Below are 14,108 nucleotides of genomic sequence, written 5' to 3' on the forward strand. Positions count from 1 at the left end.
GACGGAAGTTGGGTTTCGCGGAGAAGCGCGGAAACTACTGGCGCGGCCGGTACAAGACCGCGCCCGGCAAGCACCTCACGGTGGTCGACGACACCGGCAGGGCGATCCGGTTCGCCACCAAGGGGGAGGCTCAGCGTGCCGCGAGCGAGGCCGAGAACAAGTACCGGCGCGGCGACTGGCGCGACCCGGCACTCGGCCAGGAGACCTTCGGCGAGTACGCGAACCGCTGGTACGAGGCCCAGGACCTGGCCGCCTCGACCATGCAGAACTACAAGCGCCACATTGAGGAGCACCTGCTCCCCGACTTCGAGGACAAGGCGCTCGCCGGCATCCTGCGCACGGACGTCGACCTGTGGGAGAAGAAGGAGAAGGCCGTCTATGCGGCCTCCAGCGTCAAAACCTGGCGCTCGACGCTCCACCTGATCTTCGAGGACGCGATCGACGAGGGTCTGATCACGTCCAACCCGGCTGCCAGACGACGCGGACGCGGCAAGCGCGCCGGCCGCTCCCGCGACCGCGGCCCGGAGAAGGTCGTCACCGACCCACTCGGAATCCTGCTCACCGCGGAGCGCGCCGCGCTGCTCTCCGGCCGTGATGACGAGTTCGTCGCCGTCGTCCTCAAGGGGTACACCGGCATGCGCTGGGGCGAAATCGTGGGCCTGGAGACGGAGTTTGCTCGCCCGGGGGCCGTCCGCGTCGAGTGGCAACTGTACGAACTCGACACCGGCGAGCTGGTGCGCTGCCCGCCCAAGGACGACAGTTACCGCACCATCGACGCGACAGACTGGCTGTCGGCCCTGGTCTCCAACCACGTCGCCCGCACGAAGCCGAAACCCTGCCCGTGCCACGGCAAGACCTACGTCTTCCGGGGCCAGGGCACGGCCCGCACCGGCGGCCACCACGGCGCGAAACTCGTCGACGTCGCCCGCCGAGCCGAAGTCTCCACCGGCACGGTATCCAACGTCCTCAACCACCCCGATCGCGTCACCGAAGCCAAGCGGGTCAGGGTGGAACAGGCCATCACAGACCTGGGGTTCGTGCGCGGCGGCGCCGTATCGCAGCACGCAGCCCACTGGCGCCGAAACGGCTTCGCCACCTGGCTGTTCACCCCGGCGGTCTCCGGCTGGTACCCGAAGAAGGCACCGCAGGAAGCCCGCCCCGTACCGCTCCTCGGCGAGCCGTGGCCCGGCGTCCCATCCCGAGGGCGTGGCGCCAGCGACCGGGCGGACGCCTGCTGGCTCCCGATCGCCAAGGGCCTCACACCCCACGGCCTCCGCCACACCCACCGAACGGTGATGGAGGATCTCGGTACCGAGAAGGTCCTCATGGACGACCGCATGGGCCACATCGACGGCTCCGTTTCGGCGCGCTATGCCCACGTCACCCCCGGGATGCGCACGCGCCTCATGCTCGGATTGACCGAGCAGTGGGAGACGGCACTCGACGCCCGCTTGGCGATGAGCCCCACGTCACCGGTGCGCGTACTCGGCGATGTCCTACGTGCGCGCAGGGAATCACGTCAGCCCGTGGAGTCCTAGCGGTGAATACGGCTGTGCCTCCGGCGGTCACCGCCGGAGGCACAGCCGTCTCTGGCGACGCCTTGCGGGAGCAGCGTCAACCTCCTGGAAGTCACCTCGCTCCGGAGGTTATGGCAAACGCCCGGTGAGAGGGTCAGCAGACCTGGCTCAATAGGTACATGGAGATTGGCGAGCACTGGGCGTACCGCGCGAGGCCGAAGGATCTGGGTAGCGAGGTCCGCCAGGTGGAGGTCGTACGCGTGGGCAGCTCCGGCAGGACTGGCTGGGTCCACGTGCGGTTCCTCGAAGGTGATGCTGCTGGCCTGCAGGAGTGGGTCAGTTCCGGCTCTCTCGTAGCATCGTGGGCGGATGTTGATACGTTCCGCGCGGATGACGCTGCGGAGTCGGCACTGGCCGAGGCGTCTCGTCACGTCCGGGGCAGCACGGATTTCGAGGCCGCCCGCATGATCCTCGGCTTCGTCCGTCCGAAGAACAGGATCCGCCTGCGCCGAACGGTGGCCGACGCCGGGGTCCTGGAGCTGAGCCGCCTTGATGAGACGGCACCGCTCATCGGCCTGGACGCAGCTGAACTCCGCGGCGACGCCATGGTCTACGAGAACCGCCACGGCATGTGCCTGGCCGGGTGGCCGATCACCGAGCGCGTCGCCCGCCTGGTCGCCGGCCGCCTCGCCGACGAGATCCTTCCGGAGGTGGACCGCAAGCAACAGGGCATCGAGCAGGAGCGTGCCCAGTCCTCCTGGTACTCCTACAGTCGGCGGGACGACCGGAAGCTGGACGCGGAGGCAGCTGTCCTGCGAACCGTCCGAGCGTGGTGCGGCGAAGACAAGGCCGACCGCTACGACGAGTTGGTCGCCCTGCGCGCCGAGGTCATCCGGCTCGGGGAGCTCGTCGAGAAGGCGGTCAAGGCCCTACGCGACCGAGGCCATGGCGTCATCGCCTCCACCATTGAGCGCGACCTTGGCGTCCATATCGCCACCCTTGATCCCGATGTGCGTCGATGACGCCGCGCCACGGGTCTGGCTCCGGCTTCGGAGGCGTTGGCTGAGCCGGAGGTTCCTTCTCCGGCCGGTCCGGCCGCCAGCCGTCGAGGAACGGCCGCAGCTGCTCTTTCGTCGGCTCCACGTTGAAGTCGCGGGTGGCCAGGCCCTTGCCGTTCGTCGTGGGGTCGAGCTGATCGGCCTCCGCGTTCCCCCACGCCGACCACTCGCGCAGCCTCTCAGCTTCGAGGGCGTCTTCCGACGCGGCGGCGACTTCATCCAGCGCGGCGCAGAACGCCCGGATCTCACCTGCGGCCTGCCACTGCTCAAGGGCCATGCCGAAGCGCTCGGCCCGTACGGCGTGAACCGCCTTGACTGAAGCCGTACTTACGGCGGCCTCCCACTCCCGCCGCTCGCGCTCCTCCCGCTCCGCCGCCAGTCGCCGGCGCTCGGCCTCCTGGCGCTCGCGCTCCTCTCGCAGACGCCGCTGCTCCGCCTCTCGTTCCAGCCGGGCCCGCTCCTGCTCCTCCGCGCGTGCCTTCAACGCCCGGAAAATTGAAGCGATCTGCTCCTCCAACGGCTTCTTCGCCGTGTCGGCCCATTCCTTCTTCCAGCCGTAGCTGTAGCCCGAGTTCTCGCTGACCAGCAGCTCCAGTTCGCCGGACGGCTCGGACTTGTGGGCCGGCGTGACCCGCTGCCAGTCGTACGTGCGTCGGCCCGGCTGCTTGGGGACGTAGCGGACCTGCTTCTGCCGCTCACGGAAGGCGACCTCGTACGTCCTGCCGTGGACAGTGAGCAGCGGCCTCGGCTGCCTGCGCTTCTTGGATACTGCGATCTCGCCGTACCGCGCGAGTGCCTGATCGGCGAGGAGCCGAATCAGCGCGAGCACCCTCGGCAGGACCTCCTCGGAGATCTCGAAGGCACTGTGGTCCTTGGCGACTGCGGCGAGTACGTCCTCGACGTCGGTGATCACACGACTGCGTGCCAGGCGGATTCGATTCCACTCGGTGTCGTCCTCGCCGGTCACCCGGAGCAGGCCGAGGAAGAAGTCGCCCTTTGCCCGCCCGCTGTACTTGAGGTGATACCCCTCCGGAGCGCACTGCCGCGCCGCGTCGAACGCCCTGCGATGCCGAGCCCGTTCCTCGGCACTGGGGTCCGGGATCCGAAGGAATCGTCCGGCCTTCTGCACCTGCGCGATGAGCGCCGGCCCGACAGCCACCGGCGACGGGCGCGGAGGTTTCACGGCACGCTTCGATACGGGCTTCGTCGCTGCCGGAGGATCGGCATCCTGCTGAGGGCCAGTGGTAACCGGCGTCTCGGCTTCAGACGCCGCCGCGCGAGGCTTGCGTGGAGCCAGTTCCGGACGGTCGGGATGGTGACCGTGCTCCAGATAGAAGCGCCCCGCGTCAGTGATCTCCGCCTGCCACCTCCCCTTCTTCCTGGGCATGGTCACCAAGCCCCGGTCCCTGAGCGCGCGAGCCGTGACGGCGAGCTCGGGGCTGTCAGAAGTGACGGGGTCGGCTCCGCCTCCGATGCGGGTGAGGAGTACGAGCTGCCGGTCATTTAACGGAGACCAAGGGTGCATAGCGATCGTCGTACCGTCTCAGGTCTGCTTGGCACAAGCCGTGCAGTGACTCACTCGGGGCGCGAGGCGTACATCGCGCTAGGAGGCGGCGGAAGGCCACTGCTCGGGAGCCAACCTGGGAGCCGACTCCCGAAGATCACACCCAGTTGGCTCCCAAATGGCTCCCAAAACAGGGTCGAAACGCAAATCAGGCCCGGTACTGATCTCTCAGTACCGGGCCTGACCTGGTATTTCAGCTGTCGGGGTGGCGGGATTTGAACCCACGACCTCTTCGTCCCGAACGAAGCGCGCTGCCAAGCTGCGCTACACCCCGATGTCGTTGGTCCGCTGGCCTGCATTGCTGCGGGTCGCGGCGACATCGATTACTTTAGCGGACCGGCGGCCGGAGACGAAATCCGGTTTTCGCGGCCCCGGGGGAGGGGCGGACGCGGTCCAGGCCGACGACCAGGAGAGCCAGCGCGTAGAAGGCCAGGCCGAAGATCACCGCGTTGCCGAGGACCCCCGCGTAGCCGTGGGCGTCGACGTCCAGGAACGGGTACGGATAGCGGGCCGTGGAGCCCGGGGACATCAGGGCGCCGCGGGCCAGCGCGAAGGCCAGGTAGGCCAGCGGATAGAGCAGCCAGAGCCCCGCGTGGCGCGGGCGCAGACCGCCCGGCCTGGTGAGCAGCAGCCAGTCGAGCGCCACGGCGACCGGCGTCACGGTGTGCAGGAGCTGGTTGGACACGGTGTGCCAGCCCGAGGTGGCCCCCGCGTCCTCCGTCATGGCGAAGCCGCTCGCGTCGTTCGCGAGGACCAGGTGGTAGACGAGCCCGGTGATCGAGATGAAGAGCAGCGTGCCGGCCGTCACCCAGGGCGGCAGCGGCGGCCGCCCCCGCCAGGCCCGCCACGCGGACACCCCGAGCACCACCGCCACCAGCACATTGCTCTGGATCGTGAAGTAGCTGAGGACGCGCAGCGGGCTGCCGATGACCAGGTCGATGACGATCCCGGTCACGGCGGCGAGCGCGATCAGCGCGCGGAAGGCGGCCGCGAGGGGGCGGCGCACGGGCGGTACGACCGCTTCCGCGGGGATACCGGTGGGAATCGGCGCGATCATGCCCCCACCGTAGGCACCGTTCCTGTCCGACGCCCGCCGGGCGTCACCGGGGCCCTACGGGGACGCCGTCAGACCCGTTCCGTCAGCGTCAGCAGGGTCGCCTCCGGAGGGCAAGCGAACCGCATCGGCGTATAGCGGTTGGCCCCGCAGCCCGCCGACACGTGCATGAAGGACGTCCGGCCCTCGGCCTCGTGCGTGGAGAGGCCCTTCACGCGGTCCGTGTCCAGGTCGCAGTTGGTGACGAGGGCGCCGTAGAAGGGGATGCAGACCTGCCCGCCGTGGGTGTGCCCGGCGAGGATCAGCGGATAGCCGTCCGCCGTGAAGGCGTCCAGCGAGCGCAGGTACGGCGCGTGCACGATGCCCATGGAGAAGTCGGCCGCGGCGTCAGGGCCGCCCGCCACGTGCGCGTACCGGTCGCGCTTGATGTGCGGGTCGTCGACGCCGGTGAGCCCGATCTCGTAGCCCTCGATCTTCAGCGAGCCGCGCGTGTTCGTGAGGTTCACCCAGCCCGCCCCGTCGAACCCGTCGCGCAGGTCCTCCCAGGGGTTGTGGATGACGCCGACCGCGGGCGCGTTGCCGTTCAGGCCGTGCCTGCCCTGGACCTTCTCGACCAGGTAGCGGGCGGGGTTGCGCGGCTTGGGGCCGTAGTAGTCGTTCGAGCCGAAGACGTACGCCCCGGGGAACTGCATCAGGGGCCCGAGCGCGTCCAGCGTCTCCGGCACGCCCTCCGGGTCGGAGAGGTTGTCACCCGTATTGATCACGAAGTCGGGGCGCAGGCCCGCGAGCGAGCGCAGCCATCGCTGCTTCTTGCGCTGCCCGGACACCATGTGGATGTCGGAGACCTGGAGGACCCGCAACGGCCGCATCCCCGACGGCAGTACGGGCACCGTGACCCGCCTCAGCCGGAAGAAACGGGCTTCGAAGCCCACCGAGTAGGCGAGGCCGGCCGCGGCCGTCGCCGTGATGCCCAGGGGTACTGCGTATCGCGCGCGCATCTCTCCATCGTGTCAGACCCCAGGAGTCCCGAAATCCGCAGGGCAGTACGGCAACGGGCGCGCACCCCCAGGGAAATCGGCGGGCAGGAACCCGTCCGCACCTGCCACAATCAACCCATGACCACGCTCAAGTCGAAGCTGCAGGAACACCTCAACGCCGCGATCAAGGGGCGCGACGAGCTGCGCTCCTCGACGCTCCGGATGACCCTCGCCGCGATCACGAAGGAGGAGGTCGCGGGCAAGGAGAAGCGCGAGCTCTCCGACGACGAGGTGCAGAAGGTGATCACGCGTGAGGCCAAGAAGCGCCGTGAGGCCGCCGACGCGTTCGCCCAGGGCGGCCGCCCCGAGCAGGCCGAGCGCGAGAAGGCGGAGGGCGAGGTCCTCGCCGAGTACCTGCCCAAGCAGCTCTCCGACGACGAGCTCCACACGATCGTCGCGCAGGCCGTCGAGGAGGCCAGGGCCGCCGGCGCCGAGGGCCCGCGCGCCATGGGCCAGGTCATGAAGATCGTGAACCCGAAGGTCGCGGGCCAGGCCGAGGGCGGCCGCGTCGCCGCCACGGTCAAGAAGCTCCTCGCGGGCTGAGCCCCTTCCCGGTCGTACGCGTACGCGGAAGCCACACGCTGAAGCCGCCCGCGGAAGCCATACGCAGATGAGGGCGCCCCCTGCCTCAGGGGGCGCCCTCACTCATGTCCCAGCGGCCGGAAGGCCTCCGCTAGCGCGGCCAGCCGCCGCCGATCCCGCCGTTCCCGTGGCCGCCGCCGTGCCCGTTGCCGTTCCCGCCCAGCATGTCCGGCGGGATCGTGATGTCCGGCCAGGGGCTGCCGCCGTCGCCGCCGCCGATGACGCCACCGTCACCACTGCCGCCGTTCCCGCCGCCGTTGCCGCCGCCCGGCTTGCCGTCGTCGTGGCCGCGGTCCCTGCCCTTGTCCTTGTCCTTGTCGTCGCCGGGGAGGCGGACCGTGTTGAAGCCCGGCGCCGGCTTGCCCGCCAGCGCGCCGCTCATCGCGTCGCGCCAGATCGGACCCGGCACCTCACCACCGAAGACCTTGCCGTACGGGACGCCGCCGATGGTGATGTCGACCATCTGCCGCTTGTGCTGCGGGTCGCCGACCCAGACCGCGCCCGACATGTTCGGGGTGTAGCCCACGAACCAGGCGGCGTAGCGGTAGTCGGTCGTACCGGTCTTGCCCGCGCTGGCGCGGGAGCCGAGCCCGGCCTGCTTGCCCGTACCGTCCTCGACCACGCCCTTGAGCAGGGCGTTGATGGTGTCGGCGGTCTTCTGGGACATCGCCCGCGAGCACGTCGACTTCGGCACCGGCAGCGACTTGCCGCCGAGCGTGGTGATCGACTCGATGGCGATCGGCGTGCAGTACGTGCCGCGCGAGGCGAAGGTCGCGTACGCGCCCGCCATCGTCAGCGGCGACATCTCCTGGGTGCCCAGGGCGATCGACGGCGCCTGGATCATCTCCTTGCCGTCGGCGCGCTGGACGCCCATCTTCTCGGCGAGCTTCGTCACCGGGCAGATGCCGATGTCGCCGATGAGCTGCACGTAGTAGGTGTTGACCGACTTCGCGGTCGCCTCGCGCATGCCGTAGGGGCCGACCTCGGTCTCGTTCTCGTTGGTGAGCTTGTCACCGCCCGAGTTCACCCACTCCTTGCCGTCGCAGGCGGACACCCGCGAGGGATAGGGCATCTCGTACGGGGACGAGTAGCTCTGCCCCGCCGACTTGCCGCCCTCCAGGGCCGCCGCCGCGACGATCGGCTTGAACGTCGAACCGGGCTGGTAGCCCGCGCCGCCGCCCATGGAGTCGTCCACGGAGAGGTTGATCGTGGTCTCGTCCTTCTTGAAGCCGTAGGGCCGCGACTGGCCCATGCCGAGGATCTTGCCCGTGCCCGGCTCGACGATCGAGGCGGCGGTCGCCACGTCGTCGGTCTTGTTCACGTGATCCTTTATCGACGCCTGCACCGACTCCTGCGTCTGCGGGTCGAGCGTCGTACGGATCCTCAGGCCGCCGCGGTTCCAGACCTTGGCCCGCTCCTCCTTGGTCTTGCCGAAGACCGGGTCGTTGAGGAACACCTCGCGGACGTAGTCGCAGAAGAAGCCGGCGCCGTTGACCGAGGTGATGCAGCCGTTCTTGGGGCGGCTCACGTTCAGGCCGAGGTCGGTCTTCTTGGCCTTGTCGGCCTCCCGCTGCGAGATGTCGTGCGTGTCGGCCATGCGCTGGAGCACCACGTTGCGCCGCTTGGTGGCCTCGGCCGCGTCGTTGACCGGGTCGTACCGGCTGGGCGACTGCACGATGCCGGCGAGGAGCGCGGCCTCCTGGACCTTCAGGTCCTTGGCGTGCTTGGAGAAGTAGCGCTGGGAGGCCGCCTCGATGCCGTAGGCCTGCTGACCGAAGTACGTGATGTTCAGGTAGTTCTTGAGGATCCGCTTCTTGCCCAGCTTGTCCTCGACCTGGATCGCGTACTTCAGCTCGCGGATCTTGCGGCCGAGCGTCTGCTGGGTGGCCTCGGCGACCTTCGTCGGGTCGTCGCCGGCCTCCTCGACGAAGACGTTCTTCACGTACTGCTGCGTGAGCGTCGAGGCGCCCTGCGAGACGCCGCCGCTCTGCGCGTTCTGGTTGAGGGCGCGCAGGATGCCCTTGAGGTCGACCGCGCCGTGCTCGTAGAAGCGGGCGTCCTCGATCGCGACGATCGCCTTCTGCATATACGGCGAGATGTCCTTGAGCGGGACGACCGTGCGGTCACGCGAGTAGACCGTGGCGATCTGACCGCCCTCGGCGTCCAGGATCGAGGTGCGCTGACTGAGCGGCGGCTGCTTCAGATTGGAGGGGATCTCGTCGAACCCCTCGACCGAGCCCTTGGCCGCGAGGCCCAGCGCGCCGGCCGCGGGCAGGGCGATGCCTGCCAGCACCGCACCCGCCAGAACGCTGACTCCGAGGAACTTCGCGGCCTGCTGAGTTGGTGACAGACCACCGCCCGAGCGCTTCTTTCCCATGAGGGCAGCCTACGTTCTGATTCGCCGGACAGGCCTTAATGCCTTGGCCTAAGCTGCTCCCAACTGTCACAGCAGTGCGGTTGAGCAACAAGCCCTCTGTCGTTCCCGAATCCGGCGGATTTATGTCCGAATTCGCCTCATGTGGCGCCTGGCGCCCGTTGTGACTCAACTGAACTATCCCGATATGCCGGGATCCTCACGCATGTCGCCAGCTCACTCCGTCGGGTGATCTGCCGCTTACGCATAGTCCGTTCGGGCCATTCAAGATTGGGCCCGAAGGGGGTGTTGCGCTGTGCCCACCTTCCGTAACGTCCTCAACTGGCGGCGGTGAATATGCCGCTGCCGCCGTGGGGGAGCCTCGATTCGGGAGAGGACGGCGCCGGTATGGGCTGGGTAACCGACTGGAGTGCGCAGGCGGCCTGCCGCACTACCGATCCGGATGAACTGTTCGTTCAAGGAGCAGCGCAGAACAGGGCCAAGGCGGTGTGCACCGGATGTCCGGTGCGGACCGAGTGCCTGGCCGACGCGCTGGACAATCGCGTCGAGTTCGGCGTGTGGGGTGGCATGACGGAGCGAGAGCGCCGCGCACTGCTGCGCAGGCGTCCCACCGTCACCTCATGGCGCAGGCTCCTGGAGACAGCGCGCTCCGAGTACGAGCGTGGCGCGGGCCTGCTGCCCGTGGACTTGGAGGACGAGGAGACGTACGAGAGCTACGCGGCGGTCGGGTAGCCGGCCGGGGTCGTCAGACCCGAGCCGTCACCCCGTCAGCCGGTCCCCGATGGCCCGGAGTCCCGCGAGGTCGTGCACATCGCCCGGCAGCGCGGCCACTTCGGCCACGGCCACCTCAGGGTGGAGCGCGGTGAAGCGATCGCGCGTGCGCTGTTCGCGCGCGAGGAGCTGCATGCGCTCCGCATGCAGACGCAGCAGCCCCGCGGTCAGCTGCTCGACGGACGGGTCGGCAGCCGGCTCGTGGGGGTCGGGAAGCTCGGCGGTGTCCGGGGTGTGAGCGGCGCCGTCCGACGTGTCGGAGGCGCTGTCCGACTCACGGTCAGCACCGTCGGGAGTACGCGTGGCACCGCCGGTGCCACCGGAAGTCTCGGGGGAAATCTCGGGAAGCCTGGGAGTCTCTGAAGAAGAGGGATTCTCGGGGGAGTTACGAACTCCAACCTTCCCGCCCTCCTGATCCACAATGCGGCTCTCCTCAAGATTTTCCGCCGCGGCAAGCGCCCGCTCGGCCGACAGCTGAGCGGCGCCGCTGCCGTGCACGCGGTTGAGGACGAGACCCGCGAGCGGCATGTCGTCCGCGGCCAGCCGCTCCACGAAGTACGCGGCCTCCCGCAGCGCGTCCCGCTCGGGCGAGGCCACGACGAGGAACGCCGTGCCGGGCGCCTGGAGCAGCCGGTACGTCGCGTCGGCCCGCGTACGGAAGCCGCCGAACATGCTGTCCATCGCGGCCACGAACGTCTGTACGTCGCGCAGCAGCTGCCCGCCGAGCAGCTTGCCGAGGGCGCCCGTCATCATCGACATGCCCACGTTCAGGAACTTCATCCCGGCCCGGCCGCCGACCTTCGCCGGTGCCATGAGCAGCCGGATCAACTTGCCGTCGAGGAACGAGCCGAGGCGCTTGGGCGCGTCGAGGAAGTCGAGCGCGGACCGCGAGGGCGGCGTGTCGACGACGATCAGGTCCCACTCGTCCCGGGACCGCAGCTGCCCCAGCTTCTCCATCGCCATGTACTCCTGCGTGCCGGCGAAGCCCGCGGAGAGCGACTGGTAGAAGGGGTTGTCGAGGATGGCCCTGGCCCGCTCCGCGTCGGCGTGCGCCTCGACGATCTCGTCGAAGGTGCGCTTCATGTCGAGCATCATCGCGTGCAGCTCGCCGTCGCCCTCGACGTCCTTGACGCGCCGCGGGACGTTGTCGAGCGAGTCGATGCCCATGGACTGCGCGAGCCTGCGCGCCGGGTCGATCGTGAGGACGACGACCTTGCGGCCCCGCTCGGCCGCGCGCAGCCCGATGGCGGCCGCCGTGGTCGTCTTGCCGACGCCTCCGGAGCCGCAGCACACCACGATGCGGGTCTTCGGGTCGTCGATCAGCGCGTCGACGTCCAGCGCGGGGGCGGAGTCCAGGGTCCTTGCCGGTTCCGGGGTCATGCGATCCCTTGCTTCCGCAGTGCCGTGGCGAGCTCGTAGAGGCCCGCGAGGTCCATCCCGCCCGCCAGCAGCGGGAGTTCGTGCAGGGGCTGGCCGAACTCCGTGAGCAGGGCGCGCTGGTCGCGCTCCAGGGCGTACCGCTCGGCGTACTCGGCGGCCTGCTCCAGGAGCGGGTCGATGAGGCGCTCGGCGCCCCCGCCCCGGCGTGCCCCGCCGAGGCCCGCGCCGGACAGGGACTTGGCGATGGCCGTACGCGGCGTCCGGTCCAGGCCCAGCTCCAGCTCGGCCTCGTCGAGGACGACCGGGCGCACCATGTTCACGATGACCCGGCCCACGGGCAGCCGCGCGTCCCGCAGCTCGGCGATCCCGTCCGCCGTCTCCTGGACGGGCATCTCCTCCAGCAGGGTCACCAGGTGCACCTCCGTCTCGGGGGACTTGAGGACCCGCATCACCGCCTGGGCCTGATTGTGTATCGGGCCGATCTTGGCGAGCCCGGCCACTTCGTCGTTCACGTTCAGGAAGCGGGTGATGCGGCCGGTCGGTGGCGCGTCCATCACCACGCAGTCGTACGCGTACCGCCCGCTCTTGTCCTTGCGGCGCACGGCCTCGCACGCCTTGCCGGTCAGCAGGACGTCCCGCAGACCGGGCGCGATGGTGGTGGCGAAGTCGATCGCGCCGAGCTTCTTCAGGGCCCGGCCGGCGCCTCCCAGCTTGTAGAACATCTGGAGGTAGTCGAGAAGGGCCAGCTCGGGGTCGATCGCGAGGGCGTACACCTCCCCGCCCCCGGGAGCGACGGCGATCTTCCGCTCCTCATAGGGCAGCGCTTCGGTCTCGAAGAGCTGCGCGATGCCCTGCCTGCCCTCGACCTCGACGAGGAGGGTCCGCTTGCCCTCCGTCGCGAGGGCGAGCGCGAGGGCCGCGGCCACCGTGGTCTTGCCGGTACCGCCCTTGCCACTGACGACCTGGAGCCTGCTCACGCCTTCGAGCCTAACCAGTCGCCGCCCGTGTCACGCAGGAGCCCACCCTGAGCGGCCCCCCACATCGACCCTGAGCAGTCCCTGACACCGACTACAGTCGGCCATATGACCAAGTGGGAATACGCAACCGTGCCTCTGCTCGTCCACGCCACGAAGCAGATTCTGGACACCTGGGGCGAGGACGGCTGGGAGCTGGTCCAGGTCGTGCCGGGCCCGAACAACCCCGAGCAGCTGGTGGCCTACCTGAAGCGGGAGAAGCAGGCATGAGCGCCGTCGAGGAGAAGCTCGCGTCGCTCGGCCTGACCCTGCCCGAGGTCGTGCCGCCGCTGGCCTCGTACCAGCCGGCCGTCCAGTCCGGCGTGTACGTCTACACCGCCGGGCAGCTCCCGATGGTGGACGGCAAGCTCGCCGTGACCGGCAAGGTCGGCGCCGAGGTCACCCCCGAGGAGGCCAAGGACCTGGCCCGCACCTGCGCGCTGAACGCGCTGGCCGCGGTGAAGTCGGTCGCCGGTGACCTGGACCGCATCGCGCGCGTCGTGAAGGTCGTCGGCTTCGTCGCGTCGGCGCCGGACTTCACCGGCCAGCCCGGCGTGATCAACGGCGCCAGCGAGCTGCTGGGCGAGGTCCTCGGCGACAAGGGCGTGCACGCGCGCAGCGCGGTCGGCGTGGCGGTGCTGCCGCTGGACGCGCCGGTCGAGGTCGAGTTCCAGGTGGAGCTGACGGAGGCGTAGGCGCGCTCCTAGGGGCACCGATGGTTGCCTCTCGAACATCAGCCCACTAGGGGATAGCCTCCGCCCATGGCAAATGGGCAGTGGTACCCCCCGGAGTGGCCCGACCGCATCCGCGCCCTGGCGAGCGGCGAGCTGACTCCGGCGACCCCGCGCCGTGCCGCGACCGTCATGCTGCTGCGGGACGGCGCGGACCAGGGCGCACCTGAAGTACACATGCTGCGCAGACGCGCCTCCATGGCCTTCGCCGGAGGCGCGTACGCGTATCCGGGCGGTGGCGTCGACCCGCGCGACGACGACCGCCTGGTGCGCTGGGCGGGCCCCACGCGCGCGTCCTGGGCCGCGCGGCTCGGCGTCGACGACGAGGCGGCCGCCCAGGCGATCGTCTGCGCTGCGGTCCGCGAGACGTACGAGGAGGCGGGCGTCCTGCTCGCCGGTCCCACCCCGGAGACCGTCGTGGGCGACACGACCGGGGCGGACTGGGAGGCGGACCGCGAGGCACTGGTGGCCCGTGACGTCTCCTTCGCGGAGTTCCTGGACCGCCGGGGCCTGTTCCTCCGGAGCGACCTCCTCGGGGCGTGGGCCCGCTGGATCACGCCCGAGTTCGAGCCCAGGCGGTACGACACGTTCTTCTTCGTGGCCTCGCTGCCCGAGGGGCAGCGCACCCGTAACGCCTCCACGGAGGCCGACCGGACGGTCTGGATCCGTCCCGCGGAGGCCGCCGCCGGCTACGACAAGGGTGAGCTCCTGATGATGCCGCCCACGATCTCCACGCTGCGGGCCCTGGCGGCCCACGCGTCGCCCCGGGCCGCGCTGGCCGCGGCGCCGGCCCAGGACATGACGCCGGTCCTCGCCCAGGCGCACCTCAGGGACGGCGAGTTGGTCCTCACCTGGCCGGGCCACGACGAGTTCACGAAACGCATCGCGACGGACGGCACGAGGTGACGTCCCGCCGGGGAACGGTGGCGCCGGGGCTGGGGCCACACTTCTCGCGCCCCTGCACCGTGGGCTGTGCCCGCCTGCACCGGGGCTGGTGCCTCCTTTGTCGCCACCCGGCACCGGGGGC

13 protein-coding genes and 1 tRNA gene are annotated in these 14,108 nt (G+C 69.8%); 7 read left to right on the plus strand and 7 right to left on the minus strand.

Annotated elements, in window-relative coordinates; translation table 11 throughout:
• Positions 1 to 8: 8 nt before the first annotated feature.
• Together AOK22_RS18435 and AOK22_RS18440 are read left to right on the plus strand one after the other, a co-directional pair.
• Entirely contained in the window at positions 9 to 1,538 is a 1,530-nt protein-coding gene (locus AOK22_RS18435) for a LacI family DNA-binding transcriptional regulator (protein ID WP_055699764.1), read from the plus strand.
• Between the two features lie 158 nt (positions 1,539 to 1,696).
• Positions 1,697 to 2,539: a hypothetical protein gene (locus AOK22_RS18440; RefSeq protein WP_055699765.1), complete on the plus strand. Its 843-nt coding sequence runs from the start codon at positions 1,697 to 1,699 to the stop codon at positions 2,537 to 2,539.
• Here AOK22_RS18440 and AOK22_RS18445 read toward each other — a convergent pair.
• The 4 genes from AOK22_RS18445 to AOK22_RS18460 all read right to left on the minus strand — a co-directional run bounded on the left by AOK22_RS18445 (position 2,469) and on the right by AOK22_RS18460 (position 6,191).
• Complete coding sequence (locus AOK22_RS18445; protein WP_244164870.1) at positions 2,469 to 3,962, minus strand: PE-PGRS family protein; 1,494 nt, start codon at positions 3,960 to 3,962, stop codon at positions 2,469 to 2,471. The two genes, AOK22_RS18440 and AOK22_RS18445, sit on opposite strands and share 71 nt — an antisense overlap.
• 377 nt (positions 3,963 to 4,339) lie before the next feature.
• Positions 4,340 to 4,413 (minus strand) — tRNA-Pro (locus AOK22_RS18450).
• A 54-nt stretch (positions 4,414 to 4,467) separates the two neighbouring features.
• Positions 4,468 to 5,196, minus strand: coding sequence for a Pr6Pr family membrane protein (locus AOK22_RS18455; protein ID WP_055699767.1), 729 nt, complete (start codon positions 5,194 to 5,196; stop codon positions 4,468 to 4,470).
• Between the two features lie 68 nt (positions 5,197 to 5,264).
• Positions 5,265 to 6,191: a metallophosphoesterase gene (locus AOK22_RS18460; protein ID WP_055699768.1), complete on the minus strand. Its 927-nt coding sequence runs from the start codon at positions 6,189 to 6,191 to the stop codon at positions 5,265 to 5,267.
• 117 nt (positions 6,192 to 6,308) lie between these two features.
• Here AOK22_RS18460 and AOK22_RS18465 point away from each other — a divergent pair, with 117 nt between their 5' ends.
• Positions 6,309 to 6,773, plus strand: a complete 465-nt coding sequence (locus AOK22_RS18465; protein ID WP_055699769.1) for a GatB/YqeY domain-containing protein — start codon at positions 6,309 to 6,311, stop codon at positions 6,771 to 6,773.
• Between the two features lie 130 nt (positions 6,774 to 6,903).
• Here the strand turns inward: AOK22_RS18465 and AOK22_RS18470 are convergent, their stop codons facing one another.
• Entirely contained in the window at positions 6,904 to 9,189 is a 2,286-nt protein-coding gene (locus AOK22_RS18470; RefSeq protein WP_055699770.1) for a transglycosylase domain-containing protein, read from the minus strand.
• A 384-nt stretch (positions 9,190 to 9,573) separates the two neighbouring features.
• Between AOK22_RS18470 and AOK22_RS18475 the strand changes: the two genes are divergently transcribed.
• Positions 9,574 to 9,918: a WhiB family transcriptional regulator gene (locus tag AOK22_RS18475; RefSeq protein ID WP_030782081.1), complete on the plus strand. Its 345-nt coding sequence runs from the start codon at positions 9,574 to 9,576 to the stop codon at positions 9,916 to 9,918.
• 27 nt (positions 9,919 to 9,945) lie between these two features.
• Here AOK22_RS18475 and bagB read toward each other — a convergent pair whose 3' ends face one another.
• Positions 9,946 to 11,337, minus strand: a complete 1,392-nt coding sequence (gene bagB / locus AOK22_RS18480) for an ATPase BagB (RefSeq protein ID WP_055699771.1) — start codon at positions 11,335 to 11,337, stop codon at positions 9,946 to 9,948.
• On the minus strand, positions 11,334 to 12,314 hold the full coding sequence (bagA, locus tag AOK22_RS18485; RefSeq protein WP_055699772.1) for an ATPase BagA: 981 nt from the start codon (positions 12,312 to 12,314) through the stop codon (positions 11,334 to 11,336). The genes bagB and bagA overlap by 4 nt, the downstream gene beginning before the upstream one ends.
• Before the next feature lie 105 nt (positions 12,315 to 12,419).
• Here bagA and sp36 point away from each other — a divergent pair, with 105 nt between their 5' ends.
• The 3 genes from sp36 (at position 12,420) to AOK22_RS18495 (ending at position 13,987) form a co-directional block, all read left to right on the plus strand.
• Entirely contained in the window at positions 12,420 to 12,581 is a 162-nt protein-coding gene (sp36, locus tag AOK22_RS40915; protein ID WP_003975360.1) for a Sp36 family protein, read from the plus strand.
• A complete protein-coding gene (locus tag AOK22_RS18490) occupies positions 12,578 to 13,045 on the plus strand; it encodes a RidA family protein (RefSeq protein ID WP_055699773.1) in 468 nt (155 codons plus the stop codon). Before sp36 ends, AOK22_RS18490 begins: the two co-directional genes overlap by 4 nt.
• A gap of 66 nt (positions 13,046 to 13,111) precedes the next feature.
• Positions 13,112 to 13,987: an NUDIX hydrolase gene (locus tag AOK22_RS18495; RefSeq protein ID WP_055699774.1), complete on the plus strand. Its 876-nt coding sequence runs from the start codon at positions 13,112 to 13,114 to the stop codon at positions 13,985 to 13,987.
• Positions 13,988 to 14,108 lie beyond the last annotated feature (121 nt).

Source organism: Streptomyces silaceus (assembly GCF_001419745.1).
Classification (GTDB): Bacteria; Actinomycetota; Actinomycetes; order Streptomycetales; family Streptomycetaceae; genus Streptomyces; species Streptomyces silaceus.

Excerpts from the sequence above, each read along its gene's own strand:
- AOK22_RS18440 (WP_055699765.1), top strand. The coding sequence starts at position 1,697 with ATGGAGATTGGCGAGCACTGGGCGTACCGCGCGAGGCCGAAGGATCTG.
- AOK22_RS18445 (WP_244164870.1), bottom strand. The coding sequence starts at position 3,962 with ATGCCCAGGAAGAAGGGGAGGTGGCAGGCGGAGATCACTGACGCGGGG.
- AOK22_RS18455 (WP_055699767.1), bottom strand. The coding sequence starts at position 5,196 with ATGATCGCGCCGATTCCCACCGGTATCCCCGCGGAAGCGGTCGTACCG.
- AOK22_RS18460 (WP_055699768.1), bottom strand. The coding sequence starts at position 6,191 with ATGCGCGCGCGATACGCAGTACCCCTGGGCATCACGGCGACGGCCGCG.
- AOK22_RS18465 (WP_055699769.1), top strand. The coding sequence starts at position 6,309 with ATGACCACGCTCAAGTCGAAGCTGCAGGAACACCTCAACGCCGCGATC.
- AOK22_RS18470 (WP_055699770.1), bottom strand. The coding sequence starts at position 9,189 with ATGGGAAAGAAGCGCTCGGGCGGTGGTCTGTCACCAACTCAGCAGGCC.
- AOK22_RS18475 (WP_030782081.1), top strand. The coding sequence starts at position 9,574 with ATGGGCTGGGTAACCGACTGGAGTGCGCAGGCGGCCTGCCGCACTACC.
- bagB (WP_055699771.1), bottom strand. The coding sequence starts at position 11,337 with ATGACCCCGGAACCGGCAAGGACCCTGGACTCCGCCCCCGCGCTGGAC.
- sp36 (WP_003975360.1), top strand. The coding sequence starts at position 12,420 with ATGACCAAGTGGGAATACGCAACCGTGCCTCTGCTCGTCCACGCCACG.
- AOK22_RS18490 (WP_055699773.1), top strand. The coding sequence starts at position 12,578 with ATGAGCGCCGTCGAGGAGAAGCTCGCGTCGCTCGGCCTGACCCTGCCC.
- AOK22_RS18495 (WP_055699774.1), top strand. The coding sequence starts at position 13,112 with ATGGCAAATGGGCAGTGGTACCCCCCGGAGTGGCCCGACCGCATCCGC.